The 22,034-nt window shown below is 56.9% G+C and carries 18 protein-coding genes; 10 read left to right on the top strand and 8 right to left on the bottom strand.

Features of this window, described 5'->3' with window-relative positions:
• Nucleotides 1–10 precede the first annotated feature (10 nt).
• Entirely contained in the window at nucleotides 11–805 is a 795-nt protein-coding gene (gene panB, locus ACMV5I_RS08150; protein WP_024484348.1) for a 3-methyl-2-oxobutanoate hydroxymethyltransferase, read from the bottom strand.
• A gap of 162 nt (nucleotides 806–967) precedes the next feature.
• Here panB and qseB point away from each other — a divergent pair, with 162 nt between their 5' ends.
• A complete protein-coding gene (gene qseB, locus ACMV5I_RS08145; RefSeq protein WP_024484349.1) occupies nucleotides 968–1,630 on the top strand; it encodes a quorum sensing response regulator transcription factor QseB in 663 nt (220 codons plus the stop codon).
• Nucleotides 1,627–3,012, top strand: a complete 1,386-nt coding sequence (gene qseC / locus ACMV5I_RS08140) for a quorum sensing histidine kinase QseC (protein ID WP_414824095.1) — start codon at nucleotides 1,627–1,629, stop codon at nucleotides 3,010–3,012. Before qseB ends, qseC begins: the two co-directional genes overlap by 4 nt.
• Here the strand turns inward: qseC and folK are convergent.
• From folK to thpR, 6 genes are all read right to left on the bottom strand, one after another.
• Nucleotides 2,997–3,491 (bottom strand): 2-amino-4-hydroxy-6-hydroxymethyldihydropteridine diphosphokinase, encoded by a 495-nt coding sequence (folK, locus tag ACMV5I_RS08135; protein ID WP_121607788.1) that lies wholly within the window; start codon nucleotides 3,489–3,491, stop codon nucleotides 2,997–2,999. The genes qseC and folK overlap by 16 nt on opposite strands.
• On the bottom strand, nucleotides 3,491–4,807 hold the full coding sequence (pcnB, locus tag ACMV5I_RS08130; RefSeq protein WP_024484352.1) for a polynucleotide adenylyltransferase PcnB: 1,317 nt from the start codon (nucleotides 4,805–4,807) through the stop codon (nucleotides 3,491–3,493). Before pcnB ends, folK begins: the two co-directional genes overlap by 1 nt.
• Nucleotides 4,808–5,099: 292 nt before the next feature.
• Nucleotides 5,100–6,011, bottom strand: coding sequence for a tRNA glutamyl-Q(34) synthetase GluQRS (gene gluQRS / locus ACMV5I_RS08125; protein ID WP_414824094.1), 912 nt, complete (start codon nucleotides 6,009–6,011; stop codon nucleotides 5,100–5,102).
• Between the two features lie 73 nt (nucleotides 6,012–6,084).
• Nucleotides 6,085–6,540, bottom strand: coding sequence for an RNA polymerase-binding protein DksA (dksA, locus tag ACMV5I_RS08120; RefSeq protein ID WP_021179742.1), 456 nt, complete (start codon nucleotides 6,538–6,540; stop codon nucleotides 6,085–6,087).
• A gap of 207 nt (nucleotides 6,541–6,747) precedes the next feature.
• Nucleotides 6,748–7,455: a DNA/RNA nuclease SfsA gene (sfsA, locus tag ACMV5I_RS08115; protein WP_202727624.1), complete on the bottom strand. Its 708-nt coding sequence runs from the start codon at nucleotides 7,453–7,455 to the stop codon at nucleotides 6,748–6,750.
• Nucleotides 7,452–7,994 carry an RNA 2',3'-cyclic phosphodiesterase gene (gene thpR / locus ACMV5I_RS08110; RefSeq protein WP_414824093.1) on the bottom strand — a complete coding sequence of 181 codons (543 nt, stop codon included), beginning with the start codon at nucleotides 7,992–7,994 and terminating at the stop codon, nucleotides 7,452–7,454. Before thpR ends, sfsA begins: the two co-directional genes overlap by 4 nt.
• A 67-nt stretch (nucleotides 7,995–8,061) precedes the next feature.
• Between thpR and hrpB the strand changes: the two genes are divergently transcribed.
• The 7 genes from hrpB to ACMV5I_RS08075 all read left to right on the top strand — a co-directional run bounded on the left by hrpB (nucleotide 8,062) and on the right by ACMV5I_RS08075 (nucleotide 19,885).
• Nucleotides 8,062–10,512: an ATP-dependent helicase HrpB gene (gene hrpB / locus ACMV5I_RS08105; protein ID WP_414824122.1), complete on the top strand. Its 2,451-nt coding sequence runs from the start codon at nucleotides 8,062–8,064 to the stop codon at nucleotides 10,510–10,512.
• A 220-nt stretch (nucleotides 10,513–10,732) separates the two neighbouring features.
• Complete coding sequence (mrcB, locus tag ACMV5I_RS08100; RefSeq protein ID WP_414824092.1) at nucleotides 10,733–13,234, top strand: bifunctional glycosyl transferase/transpeptidase; 2,502 nt, start codon at nucleotides 10,733–10,735, stop codon at nucleotides 13,232–13,234.
• 256 nt (nucleotides 13,235–13,490) lie between these two features.
• Entirely contained in the window at nucleotides 13,491–15,692 is a 2,202-nt protein-coding gene (gene fhuA / locus ACMV5I_RS08095; protein ID WP_414824091.1) for a ferrichrome porin FhuA, read from the top strand.
• Between the two features lie 47 nt (nucleotides 15,693–15,739).
• The gene (gene fhuC / locus ACMV5I_RS08090) at nucleotides 15,740–16,537 is read left to right on the top strand and encodes a Fe3+-hydroxamate ABC transporter ATP-binding protein FhuC (RefSeq protein WP_414824089.1); all 798 of its coding nucleotides are present in this window, start codon (nucleotides 15,740–15,742) and stop codon (nucleotides 16,535–16,537) included.
• Complete coding sequence (gene fhuD, locus ACMV5I_RS08085) at nucleotides 16,537–17,442, top strand: Fe(3+)-hydroxamate ABC transporter substrate-binding protein FhuD (RefSeq protein ID WP_414824088.1); 906 nt, start codon at nucleotides 16,537–16,539, stop codon at nucleotides 17,440–17,442. The genes fhuC and fhuD overlap by 1 nt, the downstream gene beginning before the upstream one ends.
• The gene (gene fhuB, locus ACMV5I_RS08080) at nucleotides 17,439–19,427 is read left to right on the top strand and encodes a Fe(3+)-hydroxamate ABC transporter permease FhuB (RefSeq protein ID WP_414824086.1); all 1,989 of its coding nucleotides are present in this window, start codon (nucleotides 17,439–17,441) and stop codon (nucleotides 19,425–19,427) included. The genes fhuD and fhuB overlap by 4 nt, the downstream gene beginning before the upstream one ends.
• 305 nt (nucleotides 19,428–19,732) lie before the next feature.
• On the top strand, nucleotides 19,733–19,885 hold the full coding sequence (locus ACMV5I_RS08075; RefSeq protein ID WP_024484362.1) for a Hok/Gef family protein: 153 nt from the start codon (nucleotides 19,733–19,735) through the stop codon (nucleotides 19,883–19,885).
• A 123-nt stretch (nucleotides 19,886–20,008) separates the two neighbouring features.
• On the opposite strand, the gene metK is transcribed toward ACMV5I_RS08075, so the two are convergent.
• On the bottom strand, nucleotides 20,009–21,163 hold the full coding sequence (metK, locus tag ACMV5I_RS08070; RefSeq protein WP_021806239.1) for a methionine adenosyltransferase: 1,155 nt from the start codon (nucleotides 21,161–21,163) through the stop codon (nucleotides 20,009–20,011).
• Here metK and ACMV5I_RS08065 point away from each other — a divergent pair.
• A complete protein-coding gene (locus ACMV5I_RS08065) occupies nucleotides 21,162–21,308 on the top strand; it encodes a hypothetical protein (protein WP_021179752.1) in 147 nt (48 codons plus the stop codon). The two genes, metK and ACMV5I_RS08065, sit on opposite strands and share 2 nt — an antisense overlap.
• The last annotated feature ends 726 nt before the right edge of the window (nucleotides 21,309–22,034 follow it).

Genomic DNA, 22,034 nt, shown 5'->3' with positions numbered 1-22,034 from the left:
GGCCGGTCACTCAGTTGAACGAGTGCTCTTCGTCGGGATAAATACCTTGCTCGACTTCCCGAATATACAGCTGCACGGCACCGCGAATATCGCCGCCCTGCGCCAGAAAGTTTTTGGCAAATTTAGGGGTATGGCCGCCGGTGATCCCCAAGGCGTCATGCATCACCAGGATCTGGCCATCGGTAGCGTTGCCGGCACCAATACCGATCACCGGGATCGACAAGGCTTCAGTAACCTGGCGGGCCAGTTCGGTCGGTACGCACTCCAGCACCAGCAGTTGCATACCGGCCAGTTCCAGATTCTGGGCGTCGATCAGCAGTTGCTTGGCCGCCAACTCGTCACGCCCCTGCACCTTGTAGCCGCCAAACACGTTGACGGACTGTGGCGTGAGGCCGAGATGGCCGCAGACGGGGACGGCGCGCTCCGCGAGCATTTTCACCGTTTCGCAAAGCCAACTGCCGCCTTCTATTTTGACCATGTTGGCCCCGGCGCGCATCACCTCGGCCGCGCTTTGGCAGGCAAGCTCAGGCGTGGCGTAACTCATGAAAGGCAGGTCGGCCAACAGCAGGCTGGCTGGTGCCCCACGACGTACCGCGCGGGTATGGTAAGCCACGTCGGCCACGGTTACCGGCAGCGTTGAGTCATGCCCTTGCAGCGTCATTCCCAGCGAGTCTCCGACCAGTAATACTTTAATACCTTGTTCTTCAAACAGCTGGGCAAAGCTGGCATCGTAGGCGGTAATAGTCGCAAACTTGCGCTGCTCCTGCTTCCACTGGCGTAAATGGCTCAGGGTGGTAGGTTTCATCACAACGTCTCCTGCAGTAACCGCGCGGCCTGGATTTGTAGCACGGTGGTAAAAAGTGTTGTCATTCTACTGTAACCCTTCAGGGGTGGGTAGCTCCGATGCTGATGGTTAAGATGTTCTTAAGAAGCTTATGATGTAATGGTCTGTCCAAAGGGAGAGCGCATGAGAATTCTGTTGATTGAAGATGACAAACTGATCGGTGATGGCATCAAGGCGGGCTTGACCAAGCTGGGGTTTAACCTCGACTGGTTCACCGATGGCATCGTCGGTAAGAACGCCCTGGACAGTGCACCTTATGATGCGGTGATCCTCGATCTCAGCTTGCCGGGGTTGGACGGGTTGGATTTGTTGCGCCAGTGGCGTCAGGCCGGGCAGGATGTGCCGGTGCTGATCCTGACCGCGCGTGACGCGTTGGAACAGCGTGTCAGCGGGTTGCAAAGCGGAGCCGATGATTACCTGTGCAAGCCTTTTGCTCTAACGGAGGTTGCCGCGCGGTTACAGGCGTTGATCCGCCGCCGCCATGGGCAACTGACGCCTCAATTGGTCCACGGCAACCTGGTGTTTGATGCCGCATCCCGCAGCGTGAGCTGCAACGGTGAGCCCGTGACGTTGACCCCGCGCGAACTGGCGGTGCTGGAACTGTTTCTGCACAACAAGGGGCGTGTGCTGGCACGGCCGCTGATCCAGGAAAAACTGTATAACTGGGATGACGACGTGAGCAGTAACGCGGTTGAGGTCCATATCCATCATCTGCGGCGCAAGCTGGGTAACGGTTTTATCCGCACCGTACATGGCGTGGGCTACACGCTGGGGGATGAGCCGTGAAGTCATTGAGTTTGCGGTTGCGGCTGATCCTGATCTTCAGCCTGCTGGCATTGCTGACCTGGTGTTCCGCCAGCGTGGTGGCGTGGATGATGACGCGCCACAATATCAACGAAGTGTTCGACACCCAACAGATGCTGTTTGCCAAACGGCTGGCGACCGCCGATCTGGGGGATTTGCTGGCTAATCAGCAAGTGCGCAGCCTGCCAAAAACCAAGAAGATGCTGAACCACGGCAAGCGCGGAGAGCAGGACGATGATGCGTTGGCGTTCGCCATCTTTTCCCACGATGGGCGCATGCTGCTCAACGACGGTGAGAACGGTGAGGATTTTCAGTTTGACGGCGAGCGGCAAGGATTTGTAGATGGTCAACGCAAAGGAGATAGCGACAGTTGGCGGTTGCTATGGCTCACCAGCCCGGATGGGCGTTACCGCATTGTGGTCGGCCAGGAATGGGATTATCGGCATGATATGGCGTTGGGATTGGTGATGGGGCAGTTGCTGCCCTGGCTGGTGACGTTGCCGATCCTGATGTTGCTGATCGCCCTGATGGTTGGCCGCGAGCTAAGACCGTTGCGCGAGGTGGCCGCCAGCCTACGCCAACGAGCTCCAGACGACGCTACGCCGCTGAATGCACACCAGGTACCCAGTGAGGTGCGCCCGCTGGTGGAAGCGTTGAATACGCTGTTTACGCGCATTAATAGCCTGCTGGTGCGTGAGCGTCGGTTTACTTCGGATGCTGCCCATGAGTTGCGCAGCCCATTGGCCGCATTGCGGGTGCAGACCGAGGTGGTGCAACTGGCGGGGGACGATGTACCCATGCGTGAACATGCGGTGAACAACCTGACGGTGGGTATCGATCGAGCCACGCGCCTGGTGGATCAACTGCTCACCTTGTCCCGGCTTGACTCGCTCGCCGATTTGCACGATCTGGCCTTGGTCGACTGGTGCCAACTGGTGCCGATGACCCTGGCAGAACTGGATCGACAGGCGCATACCTCCGGGATCACACTGCGTTACCAGCAGCAGGGTGAACCTCCTGCACTATCGGGCCAGCCGCTCCTGTTATCGTTGTTGGTGCGCAATCTGGTGGACAATGCGGTACGTTACACTCCGGCCGGTGGCACGGTAACGGTCACGCTCAGCCAGCGGCAACTGACGGTGGAGGACGACGGCCCTGGCGTCACGGCTGAGCATCTGGAAAGACTGGGGGAGCGCTTTTATCGTCCACCGGGGCAGGAACAGACGGGAAGCGGGCTGGGCTTGTCCATTGTACAGCGGATTGCCAGCTTGCACGGACTGCGGGTGAGCTTTGCCAATCGGCCGGAAGGTGGGTTTATCGCGACGTTAACGTTGTCTGGGAGTGGTATTCAACCCTTGGGCTGATGCCACAGCGTCATGCCGTTTTTTGGCACGCGTTGTAAGCACTCCGCGAGGGTTTCACCGTCTGGGAATATCAGATCCGGAGCGATATCCGCCAGCGGGTAGAGCATAAATTCACGTTCTTTCAGGCCGTAATGGGGCACGGTGAGGCGTTCGGTGTTGATCACCAGATCGCCGTACAACATCATATCCAGATCCAGCGTGCGAGGGCCCCAGCGTTCATCTTTGCGCACTCGGCCCTGATTGCGTTCAATCGCCTGGGTGTGATCGAGCAGCTGTTCCGGTGGCAACTGGGTATCCAGTGCCACCACCGCGTTGAGATAATCCGGCTGGTTCTGTGGCCCCAGCGGCTTGGTGCGGTACAGCGGTGAACAAACGATCAGACGGGTGCGTGGAATATGCTCCAACGCCTCCAGCGCGGTATTCACCTGTTGCAAAGGTTGCGCCAGATTGCTACCCAGCGCGATATAAACGCGGATCATTATGCTCCTTCGTTATTTGGAGACCTGCGGCGTGGGCGGCGCTGACGAGCCCGACGCGGTGCCGGATCTTCGCCTAGCGTGCTCAGCATGTTTTTCTGGCGGGCCGCGGTGGCCACCTGGAATTCATCCCACCATTCGGCAAGACGCAGCATCTCCGGGTTGTTTTCCACTTCGGCACGCAGTGCCAGCAAATCATACGCCGCACGGAATTTAGGGTGTTCCATCAGCTTGTGCGCACGCTTACCCTGACGACGGGACAGGCGTAACTGCAGTTGCCAGATGTCACGTACCAGTGTAGTGATTCGTTTGGGGATTGCCAGTGAACGGCACTCTTCGTCCAGCACATCGTTCATGGCCAGGGCAAAGGCGTCGTAATAGGCCAGGCCGCTTTCCTGCGCCAGTTTCTGTGCGTGCTCCAGCAGTGGGTACCACAGCATGGCGGCAAACAGGAACGCCGGGTTGACGCGCTTGTCGTTTTGCAGGCGGTGATCGGTATTTTTCAGTACCTGCTCTAGAATGCGCTCCATCGGCGTGTCGTGATTCGGCGTGAAGTTACGCGCGATCAATGGGAACAGCGGCTGGAACAGCTGATATTCACACAGCTTCAGGTAGGTCTGGTAACCGTAACCCGTTTGCAGCAGCTTCAGCGCCTCTTCAAACAGGCGAGCCGGTGGAATTTCGTGCAGCAGCGAGGCCAGGCGTGGAATAGGCTCGGCGGTTTCTTCGCTGATGGTCATATCCAGCTTGGCGGCAAAGCGTACCGCGCGCAGCATCCGCACCGGATCTTCGCGGTAGCGGGTTTCCGGATCGCCGATCAGGCGGATCACGCCCTGTTGCAGATCGCGCAGGCCCCCAACGTAATCACGCAGGGCAAAGTCGGCTACGCCGTAATACAGGCTGTTGATGGTAAAATCGCGGCGCTGGGCATCGTCTTCGATGGTACCGAAGATGTTATCGCGCAGCAGCATGCCGTTCTGGGCCTGCTGGGAAGAGTTCTTGTCAGATTCCTGACTCTGTTCGTGGTGGCCACGGAAGGTGGCGACTTCGATGATTTCCGGCCCGAACATCACGTGTGCCAGCCTGAAACGGCGGCCTACCAGGCGGCAGTTGCGGAACAGTTTGCGCACCTGCTCAGGGGTAGCATTGGTGGTAATGTCGAAATCTTTCGGCTTTTTGCCGAGCAACAGATCGCGTACACCGCCGCCGACCAGATAGGCTTCATAGCCAGATTTATTCAGGCGATACAGCACCTTCAGCGCATTTTCGCTGATATCTTTGCGCGAGATCGCATGTTGATCGCGGGGGATAACGGTCATTGAGCGCGTTCCCTCTGCGGCTACAAATGGCGGGCGTTTACGCGGCGCAGGACGGCGGGCAGGTGTTTCCCTGCCGCTCTCGGTAGAGCGCGGTGGCGTTGTTGCTAACGGTTCTGCAGGCGCGCTTTCTTCGCGGACTTGGTTTTTATCGCTGGCCGGCGCATCTTCGCGGGTCAACTTGTCATCGCGGATTAGTACCTTACGGCAGAAATTGGCTACTCGGGTAAAAATGGTACACCTCGATAGTGACGGATAAAAATGGCGCTAACAAAAAATAGCGGCTAATCATAGCTTACCCCGGCTGTTTTGAGAATGCCGTTGTGTTTTCACACTGTGGGATCGCTTGCTGACGTGGCACATTTGCCAACTGCCAATGCTCAACCGCCCAGCTCAATAATAACGGCAGATCAAGATCTTGCCAGTTTTCTGGCAGCGGTTGGCGCAGAAACTTCAGGGCAGCAACCAGTACTGGCCGTGGATCGCCAGTGGGCAGCGCGGGAGCATGATTTTGCTTCGACAGTTTAATGCCGTTGTTCCCCAGCGCCAGTGGCAAATGCACATAGTCGGGAACCGGTGCCTGTAATTGCTGATACAGCGCAATCTGGCGCACCGTGGGTTCGATCAGATCGGCACCGCGGACGATTTCGGTCACGCCTTGAAAATGATCGTCGATCACCACCGCCAGATTGTAGGCAAACAGGCCGTCGCGGCGGCGGATGATGAAATCTTCCTGTGCCAGCGCCGGATCGGCCCGTAGCTCGCCCTGCAACCGATCGTGGAAGACATATACCGGGTTTGATTGACGTAAGCGGATTGCGGCACCCTGCGGGCCAAGCCGTAACTGGCGGCAATGGCCATCGTACAAACCGCCGATCTGCTGGATGCGGCTGCGGGTACAGGTGCAGTAATAGCTGAGATCCTGGCGTTGCAGCCAATCAAGGGTTGCGCGGTAAGCTTCAGAGCGTTGGGACTGATAGATGACCTGGCCGTCCCAGTGGAGACCATAGTGTTCAAGTGCGGATAAGATACGCCCGGCAGCTCCGGCGACTTCACGCGGAGGGTCGATATCTTCAATACGTACCAGCCATTGCCCGCGTTGAGCACGAGCCTGGAGGTAGCTTCCCAGAGCGGCAATCAGCGAACCGAAATGCAGATCCCCGGAAGGCGATGGGGCAAAGCGCCCCACATAGTGACTTGCTAGCATATCTGAAGGGATTGCTTCCCTTAACTCTGTGCGGCGCGCGTTATTAGCACGCGCCGCAGGAGGTAACAACTGCTTAGCCGGCCATCTGCTTTTCGCGGATTTCGGCCAACGTCTTGCAGTCGATGCACAAATCGGCAGTCGGACGCGCTTCAAGGCGACGAATGCCAATCTCCACGCCGCAAGACTCGCAGAAGCCGAAATCATCGTCTTCTACTTTCTTCAGCGTTTTCTCGATCTTTTTGATCAGTTTGCGCTCGCGGTCACGGTTACGCAGTTCGAGGCTGAACTCTTCTTCCTGAGTGGCACGGTCTGCCGGATCCGGGAAGTTGGCTGCCTCTTCTTGCATATGCGACACAGTACGATCGACTTCGTCCCTGAGTTGGTTGCGCCATGCTTCAAGGATGCGCCTGAAATGCGTCAACTGGGCGTCGTTCATGTACTCTTCGCCCGGTTTCTCTTGATACGGCTCCACCCCAGCGATGGCGAGAATGCTCAAGGACGAGGTTTTACGGGTTTGCCCTTCTTGCATATTGCTTCTCCTACATACACACGCACTATACCCTTTAATGCTAGTAGGGTATGTCGAATCCCCAATACGGGGGAAAAACAGGCCGCTATAAATAACAGAAGGGAAGAGGGATGGCAATTATTCCTGTCGCCTGCTTGACAATGGTGTGAAGGAAGGCGTATTTGGCGACGCAATATCCGGTTGTCGATTTATTTGTGCCCGGCACCGCTAGCCAATAAAAAACGGTAACTTAGCGCTCAGCGAGATACCGTCAGGTGATAATTTTGCCCCGTAACAAACAACTTCCACTCCCAACTGCTGAACCTGCGCTAGTAGCACCGCATAATGCTCATCTATATGATTTGCTGGGGTGACCCGATCGATGCCGCTGTGTAACACGGCAAAGAACAGCACCGCCCGCTGCCCTTGTTCAACCACGTTTTGCAACTCACGCAGATGCTTCTGCCCTCTCAGCGTTACGGCATCAGGGAAGTAGCCCTGTTGATGTTGCAATAGTGTGACTGACTTAACTTCAATATAGCAGTCAACCCGATTTTCTGCCTGTAATAACAAATCGATACGGCTGTTTTCGCCGCCATATTTCACTTCGCCGGTGATTTTACTGTAACCGGATAATTCACTGATTACATTCTGTTCAATAGCTTCACGAACCAGAGTGTTGGCACGCAGGGTGTTGACGCAGATCCAGTCGCCAGCCTGGGTATGTGTCAGCTCCCAACTGTGGGCATATTTGCGTTTGGCGTTGTCCGAGGTGGAGTACCAAACGGTGTCCCCTGGCGTAGCACAGCCGGTCATGGCGCCGGTGTTGGCGCAGTGCAGGGTAAAGGTTTCACCTTCGGGAGTGATCACATCGGCCAGAAAACGCTTGTAGCGCTTGATGAGCGTGGCCGGTTTTAGCGGTGGGTCAAAGATCATGATTTATCCTGTGGGCCGAGTGGCCACTGATCCAATTCGTGGTAGCGGGTACGGCCCTGTTCAAACGACGATTGGTAGAGAGAGAAATGGCTGGCGTTGAACGGCCAACCCGGCGTACCAGGAGGAATGGCGACCGGTTGGGTTGCTGCCCGCAATAGCGTGATATGGGGATGAAACGGCAGCGGGCTTTGATAACAGCCGCTGCGGGCCGCTTGCGAACGCAGCAATTCCGCCAACTGTAACAGCGCGCGTGGGGGGCGTTTGCTGCCCAACCATACCACTCCGGGGCGCGGCCAGTGGCCAAGATCGTCCAGATTGAGGCTAAAACCCGCCTGCGTGATACGCCCAGCCTGCGTTTTTAGCGCCAGCTCTTTCTGTGCACTGACCTCGCCGAGAAAGGCCAGCGTCAGATGCAGATTGGCGGCGGCCACCGGGCGGCCATCTTCGGGTTTAAAAGCCTCGGCCCGCCAGCGGATCACCTGCTGCTGCAAGGCATCGGGTAGCGACAAGGCGAAGAACAGGCGGCGAGAGCTGGACATGGAACCCCGGTAAATGAATGAAATGCTGAGCCTAATGCTACAATGTGCGCTGTCCATTAACTACCCCATGGAGAGTTTTGTGTCCTCACTGCCCGTCAGCGCGGTTCTTGATGAGCTGCTTGCCGCACTGCAATCTGCCCCGCAAGTGTTGTTGCATGCCCCCACCGGTGCCGGGAAATCCACCTGGCTGCCGTTGCAGATCCTGGCAAAAGCCGGGCTGCCGGGGCGTATCATCATGCTGGAGCCACGGCGGCTGGCGGCAAAAAACGTCGCTTACCGTTTGGCGCAACAGCTGGGTGAAGAACCGGGTCAGACCGTGGGCTATCGCATGCGTGCCGAGAGCAAAAGTGGGCCGCATACGCGACTTGAGGTGGTGACCGAGGGCATTCTCACCCGCATGTTGCAGCAGGACGCCGAACTGCAGGGTGTCTCGCTGATTATTCTTGATGAATTCCACGAGCGTAGTTTACAGGCCGATCTGGCCTTGGCCCTGCTGCTGGATGTGCAGCAAGGGCTGCGTGACGATCTGAAACTGCTGATCATGTCGGCGACGCTGGATAATGCGCGGCTGTCGCAACTGCTGCCGCAAGCGCCGGTGGTGGTGTCGGAAGGGCGTAGCTACCCGGTTGAACGGCAGTACCAACCTTTGCCAAGCCATCAACGGTTGGAGGATGGCGTTGCCTCGGCGGTGAAGCGTCTGTTGGCTGAGCAATCAGGTTCGCTGTTGTTATTCCTGCCCGGCGTGGCGGAGATTAACCGTGTGCAGGAACGGCTCATTGGCGAGGTGCCAGCGGATACCGATCTCTGCCCGCTGTACGGCGCATTGCCGTTGGCACAGCAGCAAAAGGCGATCCAACCGGCGCAGCACGGGCGGCGTAAAGTGGTGTTGGCGACCAATATTGCCGAAACCAGTTTGACCATTGAAGGCATCCGTCTGGTCGTCGACAGCGGGCTGGAGCGCGTAGCGCGTTATGACGTCCGTAATGGCCTGACGCGATTGGTCACCCAGCGTATCAGCCAGGCTTCAATGATCCAGCGCGCCGGGCGTGCCGGGCGCTTGGAGCCGGGAATTTGCTGGCATCTGTTTGCCAAAGAGCAGGCGGAGCGTGCTGCGGAACATGCCGAGCCGGAGATCCTGCAAAGCGATCTGGCCAGCTTCTGGCTGGAACTGCTGCAATGGGGCTGTGTGGATGTGGATCAACTTACCTGGCTCGATCGGCCGCCGTTGGCTGCATTAGCTGCCGCTCGCCGTTTATTACATACCCTGGCAGCTATCGATGACGGTGAGAAGCTCACAACCATTGGTCGTCAAATGGCCGGGTTGGGTTGCGATCCCAGATTGGCGGCTATGCTGTGTGCCGGTGCCAAGATGGGAGCCGATGGATTAGCCACGGCGGCGATGTTGGCCGCCTTGCTGGAGGAGCCGCCGCGCAGTGGGCAGATGGATATCGGTTATTGGCTGAGCCGCCCCCAGCCACATTGGCAACGCCGGGCGGCGCAACTGAGTAAGCGCTTACCGCAAAAAAGTGGGCAGATTGATGCCGATCTGGCCGCTCCTTTGCTGGCGCAGGCTTTTGCAGATCGTATCGCCCAACGGCGCGGGCAGGATGGGCGCTATCTGTTGGCCAATGGCCTGGGCGCAGCGATGGCTCAGGACGAAGCGCTCTCGCGTGCTCCCTGGTTGATTATTCCCAGCCTGTTGCAAGGCCATAACAGCCCGGATGCCCGTATCCTGCTGGCGTTACCCATCGAAATTGATGCGCTGGTGGCGAGGTTGCCCGAGATTGTCAGTAGCCAGACCGCCGTCGAGTGGGATGAAGAAAAGGGCACCCTGCGGGCTTGGAAGCGCCAACAGATTGGCCGCTTAACGCTGCGGGCTCAGCCGCTGGCCAAGCCGGCGGAAGAGGAACTGCAACAGGCACTGATAAACTGGGTCCGCGCCCAGGGATTGGCCGTGCTTAATTGGGACACCGCTGCCGAACAGTTGCGCCTGCGTTTACACTGTGCCCAGCGTTGGTTGCCAGAGGCCGACTGGCCGCCGGTGGATGACGAGACGTTGCTCGACTCCCTGGAAAGCTGGTTGCTGCCGTCATTGAGCGGCGTACGCGATCTGCGCGGATTAAAGCAGGTCAATATCGCTGAAGCCTTGGCCCGCCGGTTGAACTGGCAGCAAAAGCAACGGCTGGATAATGCCCTGCCAACTCATTATGCTGTGCCGACCGGCAGTCGTTTACCAATCCGCTACGATGCCGATAAACCGCCGGTATTGGCGGTGCGTTTACAGGAGATGTTTGGTGAACAGCATAGCCCAACGTTGGCTGAGGGTCGCATCCCGGTGGTGCTTGAGTTACTCTCTCCGGCGCACCGGCCATTGCAGATCACCGGCGATCTGGCCGCCTTCTGGCAAGGGGCGTACCGCGAGGTGCAAAAGGAAATGAAGGGGCGCTATCCCAAGCACGTATGGCCAGACGACCCGGCCAATACCGCCCCCACCAGGCGCACCAAGAAATACCAGTAACGAATTCAGATGTTTCTTCTGTTCAGCCAGATGGCTTAGGGACAGATTAAGCGACAAAATAACGGACCCGTCGTCTTTCAAGCTGCAGCGTTGTTACCTGCGCTATCACAGCCCAGTCACTTACCCAAAAGTAAGCTCCTGGGGATGAGATAGCTTGTCGCCTGGCTACAGCTTGAAATCCATAGGGTATAGAGTGCTGCAAGCGTGGAGAAGAACCGCAATGGCTGGGGATGACCGCGAGCCCATCGGGCGCAAAGGCAAACAACCAAAACGTAATCAGCCGCGTAAACCGGCGCGTCGTCAACGTGACGACGATTATGAAGAAGACGAGTATCAGGATGAGTATGACGATGATGAGTACGATGACGACGAAGAGGAACAACGCATGCCGCCCAAGGTAAAAGCGAAGTCGCCGCGTAAAAAGCGCCGTTGGCTCGGCCTGCTGATAAAACTGTTCCTGGTGATTGCGGTGCTGCTGGCGATCTACGGTGTTTATCTGGATTCCCAGATCCGTAGCCGCATCGATGGCAAGGTCTGGCAGTTACCGGCGGCGGTGTATGGCCGCATGGTTAACCTTGAGCCGGGCATGCCGTATAGCAAAAAGGAAATGGTCGCCCTGCTGGAAGGGATGCAATATCGCCAGGTCAGCCGCATGACCCGGCCTGGGGAGTTTACCGTGCAGGCCAACAGCATCGAGATGCTGCGCCGCCCGTTTGATTTCCCGGATGGCAAAGAAGGCCAGATCCACGCTCGCCTCGATTTCCAAAACAATGGCCTGGCGAAAATCGTCAACATGGAAAATCAGCGTAACTTTGGCTTCTTCCGCCTCGATCCGCGCCTGATCACCATGCTGCAATCGCCGAATGGCGAGCAACGCCTGTTTGTTCCGCGCTCTGGTTTCCCTGATCTGCTGGTCGACACGCTAATCGCTACCGAAGACCGCCATTTCTACGAGCATGATGGTATCAGCTTCTACTCCATTGGCCGTGCTGTGGTGGCCAACCTGACCGCCGGGCGTGCGGTGCAGGGCGGCAGTACCTTGACTCAGCAACTGGTAAAAAACCTGTTCCTGACCAACGAGCGTTCGCTGTGGCGTAAGGCCAACGAAGCCTACATGGCTTTGCTGGTAGATTACCGTTATAGCAAAGACCGTATTCTGGAGCTGTATCTGAACGAGGTGTATCTCGGCCAGAGCGGCAGCGATCAGATCCGTGGCTTCCCGTTGGCCAGCCTGTACTACTTTGGTCGCCCGGTCGATGAACTGAGCCTGGATCAGCAGGCGCTGTTGGTGGGCATGGTGAAAGGGGCCTCGCTGTATAACCCTTGGCGTAACCCAAAGTTGGCGCTGGAGCGTCGTAACCTGGTGCTCAAGCTGTTACAGAACCAGGGGGTGATCGACGCTGAGCTGTATAATATGCTGAGCGCTCGCCCGCTGGGCGTACAGCCGAAAGGTGGGGTGATTTCACCGCAGCCTGCGTTTATGCAACTGGTGCGTCAGGAGTTGCAGGCCAAGCTGGGTGACAAGGTTAACGATCTTTCCGGCGTGAAGATCTTCACTACGTTGGATCCGGTTTCACAGGATGCGGCCGAGAAGGCGGTGGAAGACGGTATCCCGGCGCTACGTGCCGCTCGTCATCTGAACGATTTGGAAGCGGCGATGGTGATTGTCGATCGCTTTACCGGAGAGGTTCGCGCCATGGTGGGCGGTGCCGATCCTCAGTTTGCCGGCTTTAACCGTGCTCTGCAGGCGCGCCGTCTGGTAGGGTCACTGGCCAAGCCGCCAACCTATCTGACCGCGCTGTCGGAACCGGATAAGTATCGGCTCAATACCTGGCTGGCCGATCAGCCGCTGTCGATCAAACTACCGAACGGCAGCTCGTGGCAGCCGAATAACTACGATCGCCAGTTCCGTGGCCGGGTGATGCTGGTGGATGCGTTGGCCAACTCGCTCAACGTGCCAACGGTCAACCTGGGGATGTCGGTAGGGCTGGATCAGATCAGCGCGACCCTGCAAAAGTTGGGTATTCCTAAATCGGCGATCACTCCGGTGCCTTCCATGTTGCTGGGGGCCATCGGCCTGACGCCGATGGAAGTAGCACAGGAATACCAGACCATCGCCAGTGGGGGTAACCGTGCGCCGCTGTCTGCCGTGCGTTCAGTGATTGCGGAAGATGGCACAGCGTTGTATCAGAGCTTCCCGCAGGCGGAACGTATGGTGCCAGCACAGGCGGCTTACCTGACGCTGTATGCTATGCAGCAGGGTGTGGCACGCGGGACTTCACGTTCGCTGTCGGTCAAGTTCCCTAATTACAACCTGGCCGCTAAAACCGGTACCACCAACGATCTGCGTGATAGCTGGTTTGCCGGTATCGACGGCAAGGAAGTGGCGATTGCCTGGGTAGGGCGTGACAATAACGGCCCAGCCAAATTGACAGGTGCCAACGGTGCTTTGACGCTGTATCGCCGCTATCTGGAAAACCAGACGCCGCTGGTGCTGAAGCTGCAACAACCGGAAGGCATTAGCCAAATGGGGATTGATTCTGCCGGTAACTTTATCTGTGGTGGCAGCAGTTGGCGCACCATCCCGGTTTGGACTGAAAACCCGCAGGGGCTATGCCAGGCAAGCCAGGCCGAGCAGCAACAAACTCAACAGCAGCAAGCCGGCGAACAGAAAGATGCCGACGGCGTTGCTGGCTGGATAAAAGATATGTTTGGCAAATAAACCCCAACCGTTATGTTAAGCATATTTATCATTTGATTTTACTGTGTTATCAAGCCCGTAGCGTTCTGTTACGGGCTTTCTTCTGTTTGGCGTTTATTTTATTTCCACTCGGTTAATGCGGTTACCGCACCAATCCCATAGCCTTTTTACGGCCGAAATACGCTTGCAGTTCCGCTAGCCTTCTGCATAAAATGCCGCGCTTATAATAATTATTATCGTTCACATTCGTTATCAAATCACATCAGAGAAACCAGACATGCCGACCAAGCGTCATTCCTCATCACCGGCCAAATCAGGCTTGTTCCCCGTAAGCGTTTTGGCTGCCACGATCGCGGCTACGCTAACCTTGCCTGCGGTCGCAGCTCAGACGATGGCTGCCGCGGATGCCGATACTATTACGGTGGTAGGGGGCGGCAGCGGTGGTGCTTCACAGAAAAGTGCCTGGGGCCCAGTTGGCACCATCGTGGCGAAACGCAGCGCGACCGGCACCAAAACGGATACGCCGTTGGTGAAGACCCCTCAATCGGTGTCTGTGGTCACGCGTGAACAAATGGACGTTATGCAGCCTTCCTCGGTGAAAGAAGCGTTAGGCTTCACCCCTGGTGTGATGGTGGGCAGCCGCGGCAGCTCCAACGTCTATGATGCGGTTTATATTCGTGGTTTTGGCTCGGTCAACCAGAATATCTATCTGGACGGTTTGAAGCTGCAAGGCGACTATTTTAACGAAGCCGTAATCGATCCTTATTTCCTGGAGCGGGCCGAAGTGCTGCGCGGCCCTTCTTCCGTGCTTTACGGTAAAAGCAGCCCGGGTGGGATTATCTCGCTGATCAGCAAGCGCCCAACCACGGAACCGCTGAAAGAAATCCAATTTAAAATGGGCACAGATAATCTGTTCCAGACTGGTTTTGATTTCAGCAATGCGTTGGATGATGACGGCAAGTATTCCTTCCGCCTGACCGGGTTGGCCAAAGACGCAGACGCTCAGCAGGAGATGGCCAAGGAAAAACGCTATACCATTGCGCCTTCATTCAGTTGGCAGCCCGATGAGCATACCAACCTGACGCTGTACTCTTACCTGCAAAACGATCCTAACCTCGGCTACTACGGCTGGTTGCCGATGCAGGGAACTGTGGTCAACGCGCCTTACGGCAAGCTGCCAACCAGCTTCAACGAAGGCGAAAAGAGTAACTTCTATTCGCGCCAGACGCGGATGTTTGGTTACAGCTTCTCTCATGATTTCGATGATACCTGGGCCGTACGCCAGAACCTGCGTTATATGCAGCTGCATACCAACCAGAACAATATTTATGGCACTGGCGTAAACGCCGACAACACGACTCTGAACCGTAACTATATCGCTTCGGATGAGCGCCTGAATAACTTCAGCGTCGATACCCAGGGCCAGGCCAAGTTTGCTACTGGCCGCGTGGATCATACGCTGCTGGCCGGCGTAGACTTTATGCGCATGAGCAACGATATTCAGGGCGGCTGGGGCGTGGCCAGTCCACTGGATCTGGCCAACCCGCAGTTTGGTAATTATACCAAGGGGGCGTTAAACCCGACCAGTAAGGTCAATGGTCAACGGCAGGTGGGCATTTACCTGCAGGAACAGGCCGAGTGGAACCAATGGATCCTGACTGCCGGTACGCGTTACGATTGGGCTAAGAGCACTGTTGAAGATCGCACCGAAATGGCAACGGTTCCTTATAGCGAGCAGAAAGACCACCAGTCTACCAATCGCATCGGCCTGAACTATCTGTTCGACAATGGTATCTCGCCGTATGTCAGCTACGCACAATCCTTCGAGCCGAACGTGGGCGCAGGTTATGACGGCAAAGCCTTCGTTCCTTCCAAAGGCGAACAGTATGAAGCTGGCGTGAAATACATGCCAAAAGATCGCCCCGTCTCTGCCACCGTTGCCATCTACCAACTGACCAAGTCAAATAACCTGGTCACGGATGTTGAGCATGCCGATAAAGGTTGGTTCCAGCAGCAAACCGGGGAGATCCGCTCTCGCGGCGTAGAGTTGGAAGGCAAAGCGGCGCTGACGGCTAACGTCAACCTGCTGGCGTCCTATACCTATACCGATGCTGAATACACCGAAGACACCACCAACCAGGGCAATACGCCGGCGATCATTCCTAAGCATATGGCCTCGCTGTGGGGAGATTATACCTTCCATGAAACCGCGTTGAGTGGCCTGACGCTGGGCGCGGGTGTGCGTTATACCGGCTCAACCTATGGTGACGAAGCCAACACCTTCAAAGTGCCGGACTACACCGTGTGGAATACCGTGATCAAATATGATTTGGCGCGCTTCAACCTGCCAGGTTCTTCCGTAGCGCTTAACGTTAACAACCTGTTTGATAAAGAGTATGTCTCTAGCTGTTTCGCCACCTATGGCTGTTTCTGGGGTGCAGAACGTCAAGTGGTCGCCACGGCAACCTTCAGTTTCTAATCGGCTAACGGGAGCGGCCTTTGGTCGCTCCCCGCCAAGCAGGGCCTATGCAGGATAAACACCTTAATCGCGATGCTACGTTCCAGCTCGACCGCGTGAGCTTTGCCGTGCCAGGGCGGGTGCTGTTACAGCCGCTGTCATTGGTCTTTCCTCAAGGCAAAGTGTGTGGATTGATTGGGCATAATGGCTCCGGCAAATCCACGCTGCTGAAAATCCTCGGTCGTCACCAAAATCCTACCTCCGGCCAGGCGCTGCTTAACGGGCAACCGCTGGGCCAATGGGACAGTAAAGCCTTTGCTCGCCAAGTGGCCTACCTGCCGCAGCAATTGCCCGCAGCGGAAGGGATGACGGTGCGCGAACTGGTCGCCATCGGGCGCTACCCGTGGCACGGCGCGTTAGGCCGTTTCAAGGCTGGCGATCGCGAGCTGGTAGAAGAGGCAATCGGGCTGGTGGGGCTCAGACCCTTTGCCAACCGCCTGGTAGATAGCCTCTCCGGGGGGGAACGCCAACGGGCCTGGCTGGCGATGATGGTCGCGCAGGATAGCCGTTGTTTGTTGCTGGATGAACCGACCTCGGCGTTGGATATTGCCCATCAGGTTGAAGTGCTGGCGTTGATCCAACGGCTGAGCCATGAGCGCGGCCTGACGGTGATTGCAGTGCTGCATGACATCAACATGGCGGCTCGGTATTGCGACCATCTGGTGGCGTTACGCGGTGGCGAAATGATTGCCCAGGGGTCATCGCATGAGCTGATGCAAGGGCCGGTGCTGGAACAGATCTATGGCATCCCGATGGGCATATTGCCGCATCCAAGTGGCGGTGCACCAGTGAGCTTCGTGTATTAATGCCTACCTCTGCCGATTTTCATCATGATCCGCTGCGCCGGCGTTTATTAACGGCGATGGCATTATCGCCTCTGTTGTTCTCTTTACCGTCGCGTGCGACAGGTTTGCCCGATATCACCCGTATCGCGGCATTGGAGTGGCTACCGGTCGAGCTGCTGATCGCACTGGGCGTGATGCCGCAGGCGGTGGCCGATATCCACAACTACAACCTGTGGGTACAAGATCCTCGGTTGCCGGACTCGGTGATCGACGTCGGTCAACGTACCGAACCTAATCTGGAGCTGTTGCAACAGCTCAAACCTTCTCTGATCCTGCTTTCCAAAGGCTATGGTCCTTCGCCACAAAAACTGCAGCCTATCGGCCCGACCATGGAGTTTGGCTTTAACGACGGCAGCGGTAAACCGCTCACCGTGGGCAAAAACTCGTTGCTGCAATTGGCACAACGGATAGGTCTGGAGGCGCGGGCTACCCAGCATCTGCAACAGTTTGATGCTTTCATGCTAGAGGCGCGTAACCGCCTGGCGGGGTACCGGCAACAGCCGCTGCTGCTGTTTTCTTTGCTCGATCCTCGGCACGTGTTGGTCATCGGCCAGAAGAGTCTGTTTCAGGAAGTGATGGATCAGCTAGGCATCGAGAATGCCTGGCAGGGGGAAACCAACTTCTGGGGAACCTCTGTGGTGGGGATCGAACGCCTGGCGACAATAAAAAATGCGCGAGCGATTTATCTCGATCATGGTAATCAAGCCATGATGGATAAGGTCAGCAAGACGCCGTTGTGGCAGGCCTTGCCGTTTATCCGCCAGGGACAACTGCGGCAGGTGCCAGCGGTGTGGTTCTATGGCGCCACGCTGTCGGCCATGCGTTTTTGCCGCTTGCTGGAGCTGGCGCAGGAGACCCGATCATGAGTGCCCGCCTGCGTATCTTGCCGATAGCGCTGATCCTGTTATTGCTGGCAGCGGCGGGTGGCCTGACGCTCTTCAACCTGCTGCATCAACTGCCGTGGGGCCAGTGGTCACAGGCGTTGGTACAACCAGACATCGACAATGTCGATCAGATGCTGTTCCACTACAGCCTGTTGCCACGTCTGTCGGTGTCGTTGCTGGTGGGGGCCGGACTGGGATTGGTCGGCGTACTGTTCCAGCAGGTATTACGCAATCCATTGGCGGAACCCGCCACGCTAGGCGTGGCTGCCGGGGCTCAGCTAGGCTTGACGATTGCCACACTGTGGATGCTGCCTGGGGGCGAATTGACCCGACAGCTGGCGGCGATGGTCGGTGCCATTGTGGTCGGCGGGTTGGTGTTTGGCGTTGCCTGGGGCAAACGGATGTCGCCCGTGACGTTGATTCTGGCCGGTCTGGTTCTTGGGCTGTACTGCGGGGCGGTCAATAGCCTGCTGGCGTTGTTCAATTACGATCAGCTGCAAGGCTTGTTCCTGTGGAGCACCGGTGCGCTAAACCAGCAGGATTGGGGGACGGTGCAGTTTATCCTGCCGCGCTTGCTGCTGGTTGCCATGCTGGCCGCGTTATTGATCCGCCCATTAACGCTGTTAGGGTTGGACGACGGCGTGGCGCGTAACCTGGGCCTGGGCCTGGCAATGTCGCGCTTTGCCGCGTTGGCGGTGGCGATCGTGTTCAGCGCCATGTTGGTCAATGCGGTCGGGGTGATCGGCTTTATCGGCCTATTTGCCCCGTTGATGGCCAAGATGCTGGGAGCTCGCCGTCTGGCGCACCGCATGATGCTGGCTCCGCTATTGGGGGCATTGCTGCTGTGGTTGACCGATCAGGTGATGATCTGGCTGACATTGGTATGGCGTGAAATCCCGACCGGCGCGGCAACGGCACTGATTGGTGCACCGTTGTTGCTTTGGCTACTGCCACGCTTACGCAGCAGCGCAACCCCGCCGCCGATGGATCTTGGTGACAGAGTGCCTGTCGAACGTGGCAACTTGCCGATATGGATCCTGCTGGGGAGCGTCTTACTATTGGCCGGGATTGTGGTGGCGCTGATGTTTGGGCAAAACCCCCACGGCTGGCACTGGAGCGTAGGCAGTGAATTACAGGCGCTGATGCCTTGGCGCTGGCCACGAGTGGTTTCTGCCCTGGCGGCCGGGATGATGCTGGCGGTAGCCGGAACGCTGATCCAGAAACTGACCGGTAACCCGATGTCCAGCCCGGAAGTGCTGGGGATCAGTTCCGGCGCGGCTTTCGGCGTGGTGATGATGCTGTTTATCGTCCCTGGTAATGCTTTTATGTGGCTGTTACCCGCCGGGAGTCTGGGGGCGGCGGCTACGCTGTTGATCATCATGATTGCGGCTGGGCGCGGCGGATTCTCTACCGAACGCATGCTGTTGGCGGGGATCGCCCTCAGCACCGCCTTTAGCACGACCATTTTCCTGCTGCTGGCCAGTGGCGATCCCCGTATGGGGGGGCTGTTGGTGTGGCTTTCCGGCTCTACCTACTTGGTGGATGCTCCGCAGGCAATACGTACGGCGGCGATTGCTGGCGTGTTGATAGTCTTGGCCCCGCTGTGTAGACGTTGGCTGACAATTCTGCCGTTGGGCAGCGCTACAGCACGTTCCGTAGGGATTGCCCTGACGCCGACCAGGCTGAGCATTTTACTGCTGGCGGCAACGCTGACGGCGATGGCAACGCTAACCGTTGGGCCGCTGAGTTTTATTGGCCTGATGGCACCGCATATGGCCCGCATGTTGGGATTCCGCCGGGCGCTGCCGCAGATGGTGATTGCTGCGCTGCTAGGCGGCCTGCTGATGGTGTTTGCGGACTGGTGTGGCAGGATGGTGATGTTCCCTTACCAAATCCCCGCCGGGCTGCTGGCGACCTTTATTGGCGCGCCGTACTTTGTCTATCTGCTGCGTAAGCAAACTTCGTAGACTATCTCGGGTTACCACCACTGCCATCAAGGGCTCAGCATTGCTGGGCCCTTGGTTTTTCAGGCAGTTGCAAAGCATTGCGTGGCACTGCGCAAAGTTGGTATTTAGCCGTGAAACAGCCGCCAGCCGGGCTGGAGAGGTGAATATACTGCGGGTGGGTGCTCTGGATCTTTGTATCTGGAGCCTGAGCGAAAGGTACAAAGAGAAAAGCCCCGAGTCGATAATATCAACCCGAGGCCAACTCTAACGCTCGACAACGTTAGGTTAGCTTCTTACTCGCCGCGAGGCAAGGATAAGGAGGCATGATGCCAAACAGAGGAGATATCGTAAAACTGGTCGTTATCTGTACCACGGTGATCTTGTTGGTATGGATAACGCGCAGCAAACTTTGTGAGCTGCGCATTCGATCGGGCAACACGGAGGTTGCGGCCATTTTGGCCTACGAATCCGAACGGTAAGGCAACCCAACGGCGGGGGCCTGCTCCCGCCCGTTGGTTGTAAGCGTACAGATCTATGAGCACCCATCTACAAACTAAAACGGCGAGCCTCAGGCTCGCCGTTGTTACGTCTAACGCTCAGGCTTACTTCAAACCAGCCGCTTCACGCAGTTGGGCTGCCTTGTCGGTCGCTTCCCATGGGAAGTGTTCGCGGCCAAAGTGGCCGTAAGCCGCGGTTTCGCGGTAGATCGGTTGCAGCAGATCCATCATCTGGATCAGGCCGTATGGGCGCAGATCGAAGAACTCACGCACCAGCAGGGTCAGTTGCTCGGTTGAGATCTTCTCGGTGCCGAAGGTTTCCACCATGATGGAGGTAGGTTCCGCTACGCCGATAGCGTAGGACACCTGGATCTCACAGCGATCTGCCAGACCCGCGGCCACGATGTTTTTTGCCACGTAGCGTGCAGCATACGCCGCAGAACGGTCAACCTTGGAAGGATCCTTGCCGGAGAACGCACCGCCACCGTGACGGGCCATGCCGCCGTAGGTATCAACGATGATTTTACGGCCAGTCAGACCACAGTCACCCATTGGGCCACCGATAACAAAACGGCCGGTTGGGTTGATGTGGTATTTGGTGCCTGCGGTCAGCCACTCGGCTGGTAGTACCGGCTTGATGATTTCTTCCATCACCGCTTCTTGCAGATCTTTCAGCGCGATATCATCGGAATGCTGGGTGGACAGCACCACGGCATCAATACCGACGATTTTGCCATCGTCATACTGGAACGTGACCTGGCTTTTGGCGTCTGGGCGCAGCCAAGGCAGGGTGCCATTTTTACGCACTTCGGCCTGGCGTTGAACCAGACGGTGGGCATAAGTGATTGGTGCAGGCATCAACACGTCGGTTTCATTAGAGGCATAACCGAACATCAGGCCCTGGTCGCCAGCACCTTGCTCCAGCGGATCGCTACGGTCAACACCCTGGTTGATATCTGGTGATTGTTTACCGATGGCGCTCAGTACGGCACAGGAGTTGGCATCAAAGCCCATATCGGAATGGACATAGCCAATCTCGCGCACGGTTTTGCGGGTGATCTCTTCGATATCGACCCAGGCGCTGGTGGTGATCTCGCCGCCAACCAGCACCATGCCGGTTTTCACGTAGGTTTCGCAGGCTACGCGGGCTTTTGGATCCTGTTCCAGGATGGCATCAAGAACGGCATCCGAGATCTGATCGGCAATTTTATCCGGATGTCCTTCGGAAACAGATTCGGACGTGAAGAGGTGTTTAGCCATGGTGTTCTTTACCTTGCAAAAGACGGGTTGGAAATTACTGCACAGCGCTGGAGATCCGGGCATCAAAGCGAAGGGTCTTCCGCTGATGGCGAGATGCATCCTGCAACGCCCCTCAGGCAAAGCCGTTAAGCAGTTTATCGGTTAATCAGTATAGATGGATTAACATCTGGACGTCTATTTTAGGTCAGCCTTTAGCCGGATTGCCAGCAATTTTTTGCCCTAACGCTCTTTTGGGCAAACCGCTTGCCGCCATTTTCATCGCTTGAAACAGTTTCTGGCGAATTTTCATTTTGCATTTTGCCCGGGGGTCCGGTATAAACTGCGCGCGCGGTTCATTTGGTGCACAGCGTGTTGCAGAAAATTGAAACTTTCTGTAAACCCGGCAACGCCGCGCCATGATCTACCGTAGGTACCCAATGATGGGGCCGCCGCTTCATTGAACGTTCACGTTCTTATACTATATAGAGGCTTTGTCGTTCATCGCGAGCGGCATGCGTGGAGGTGGTTGGATTAATGATCCGTTGTCTACTGGTTGTTGGTTCTCAACAGCAGTGCCGTTCTGGCGCGCATTCTTGTGCTATTTCCCGTCTTGTCTCTACACCATCTACCCGATGTTACACACATCTGGGCGCTACTCAGGATTCTCGGGCCGGTTAACGGCTGTCTGAAGCACTGAACAAGGGTAGCCTACAGCTCTCCTGTGGGATGATTCTTTACCCGATTCACGAGGTTTGAACAGGGTGTCTTACAATAAATCTATTGGGTATAAACCGATCGCTGACCACGAACGGCAGGTGAATTCACTGCTAAAATGGGGTGTTTCCGGGTTGTTCTCGCGGGTTGTAGCTGCGATAGTGGCTGACTATATCGT

It is taken from the genome of Serratia sp. T13T92 (assembly GCF_047530105.1).
In the GTDB taxonomy this organism is placed as follows: Bacteria; Pseudomonadota; Gammaproteobacteria; order Enterobacterales; family Enterobacteriaceae; genus Chania; species Chania fonticola.
This window is presented reverse-complemented; position numbering and strand designations above follow the sequence as displayed.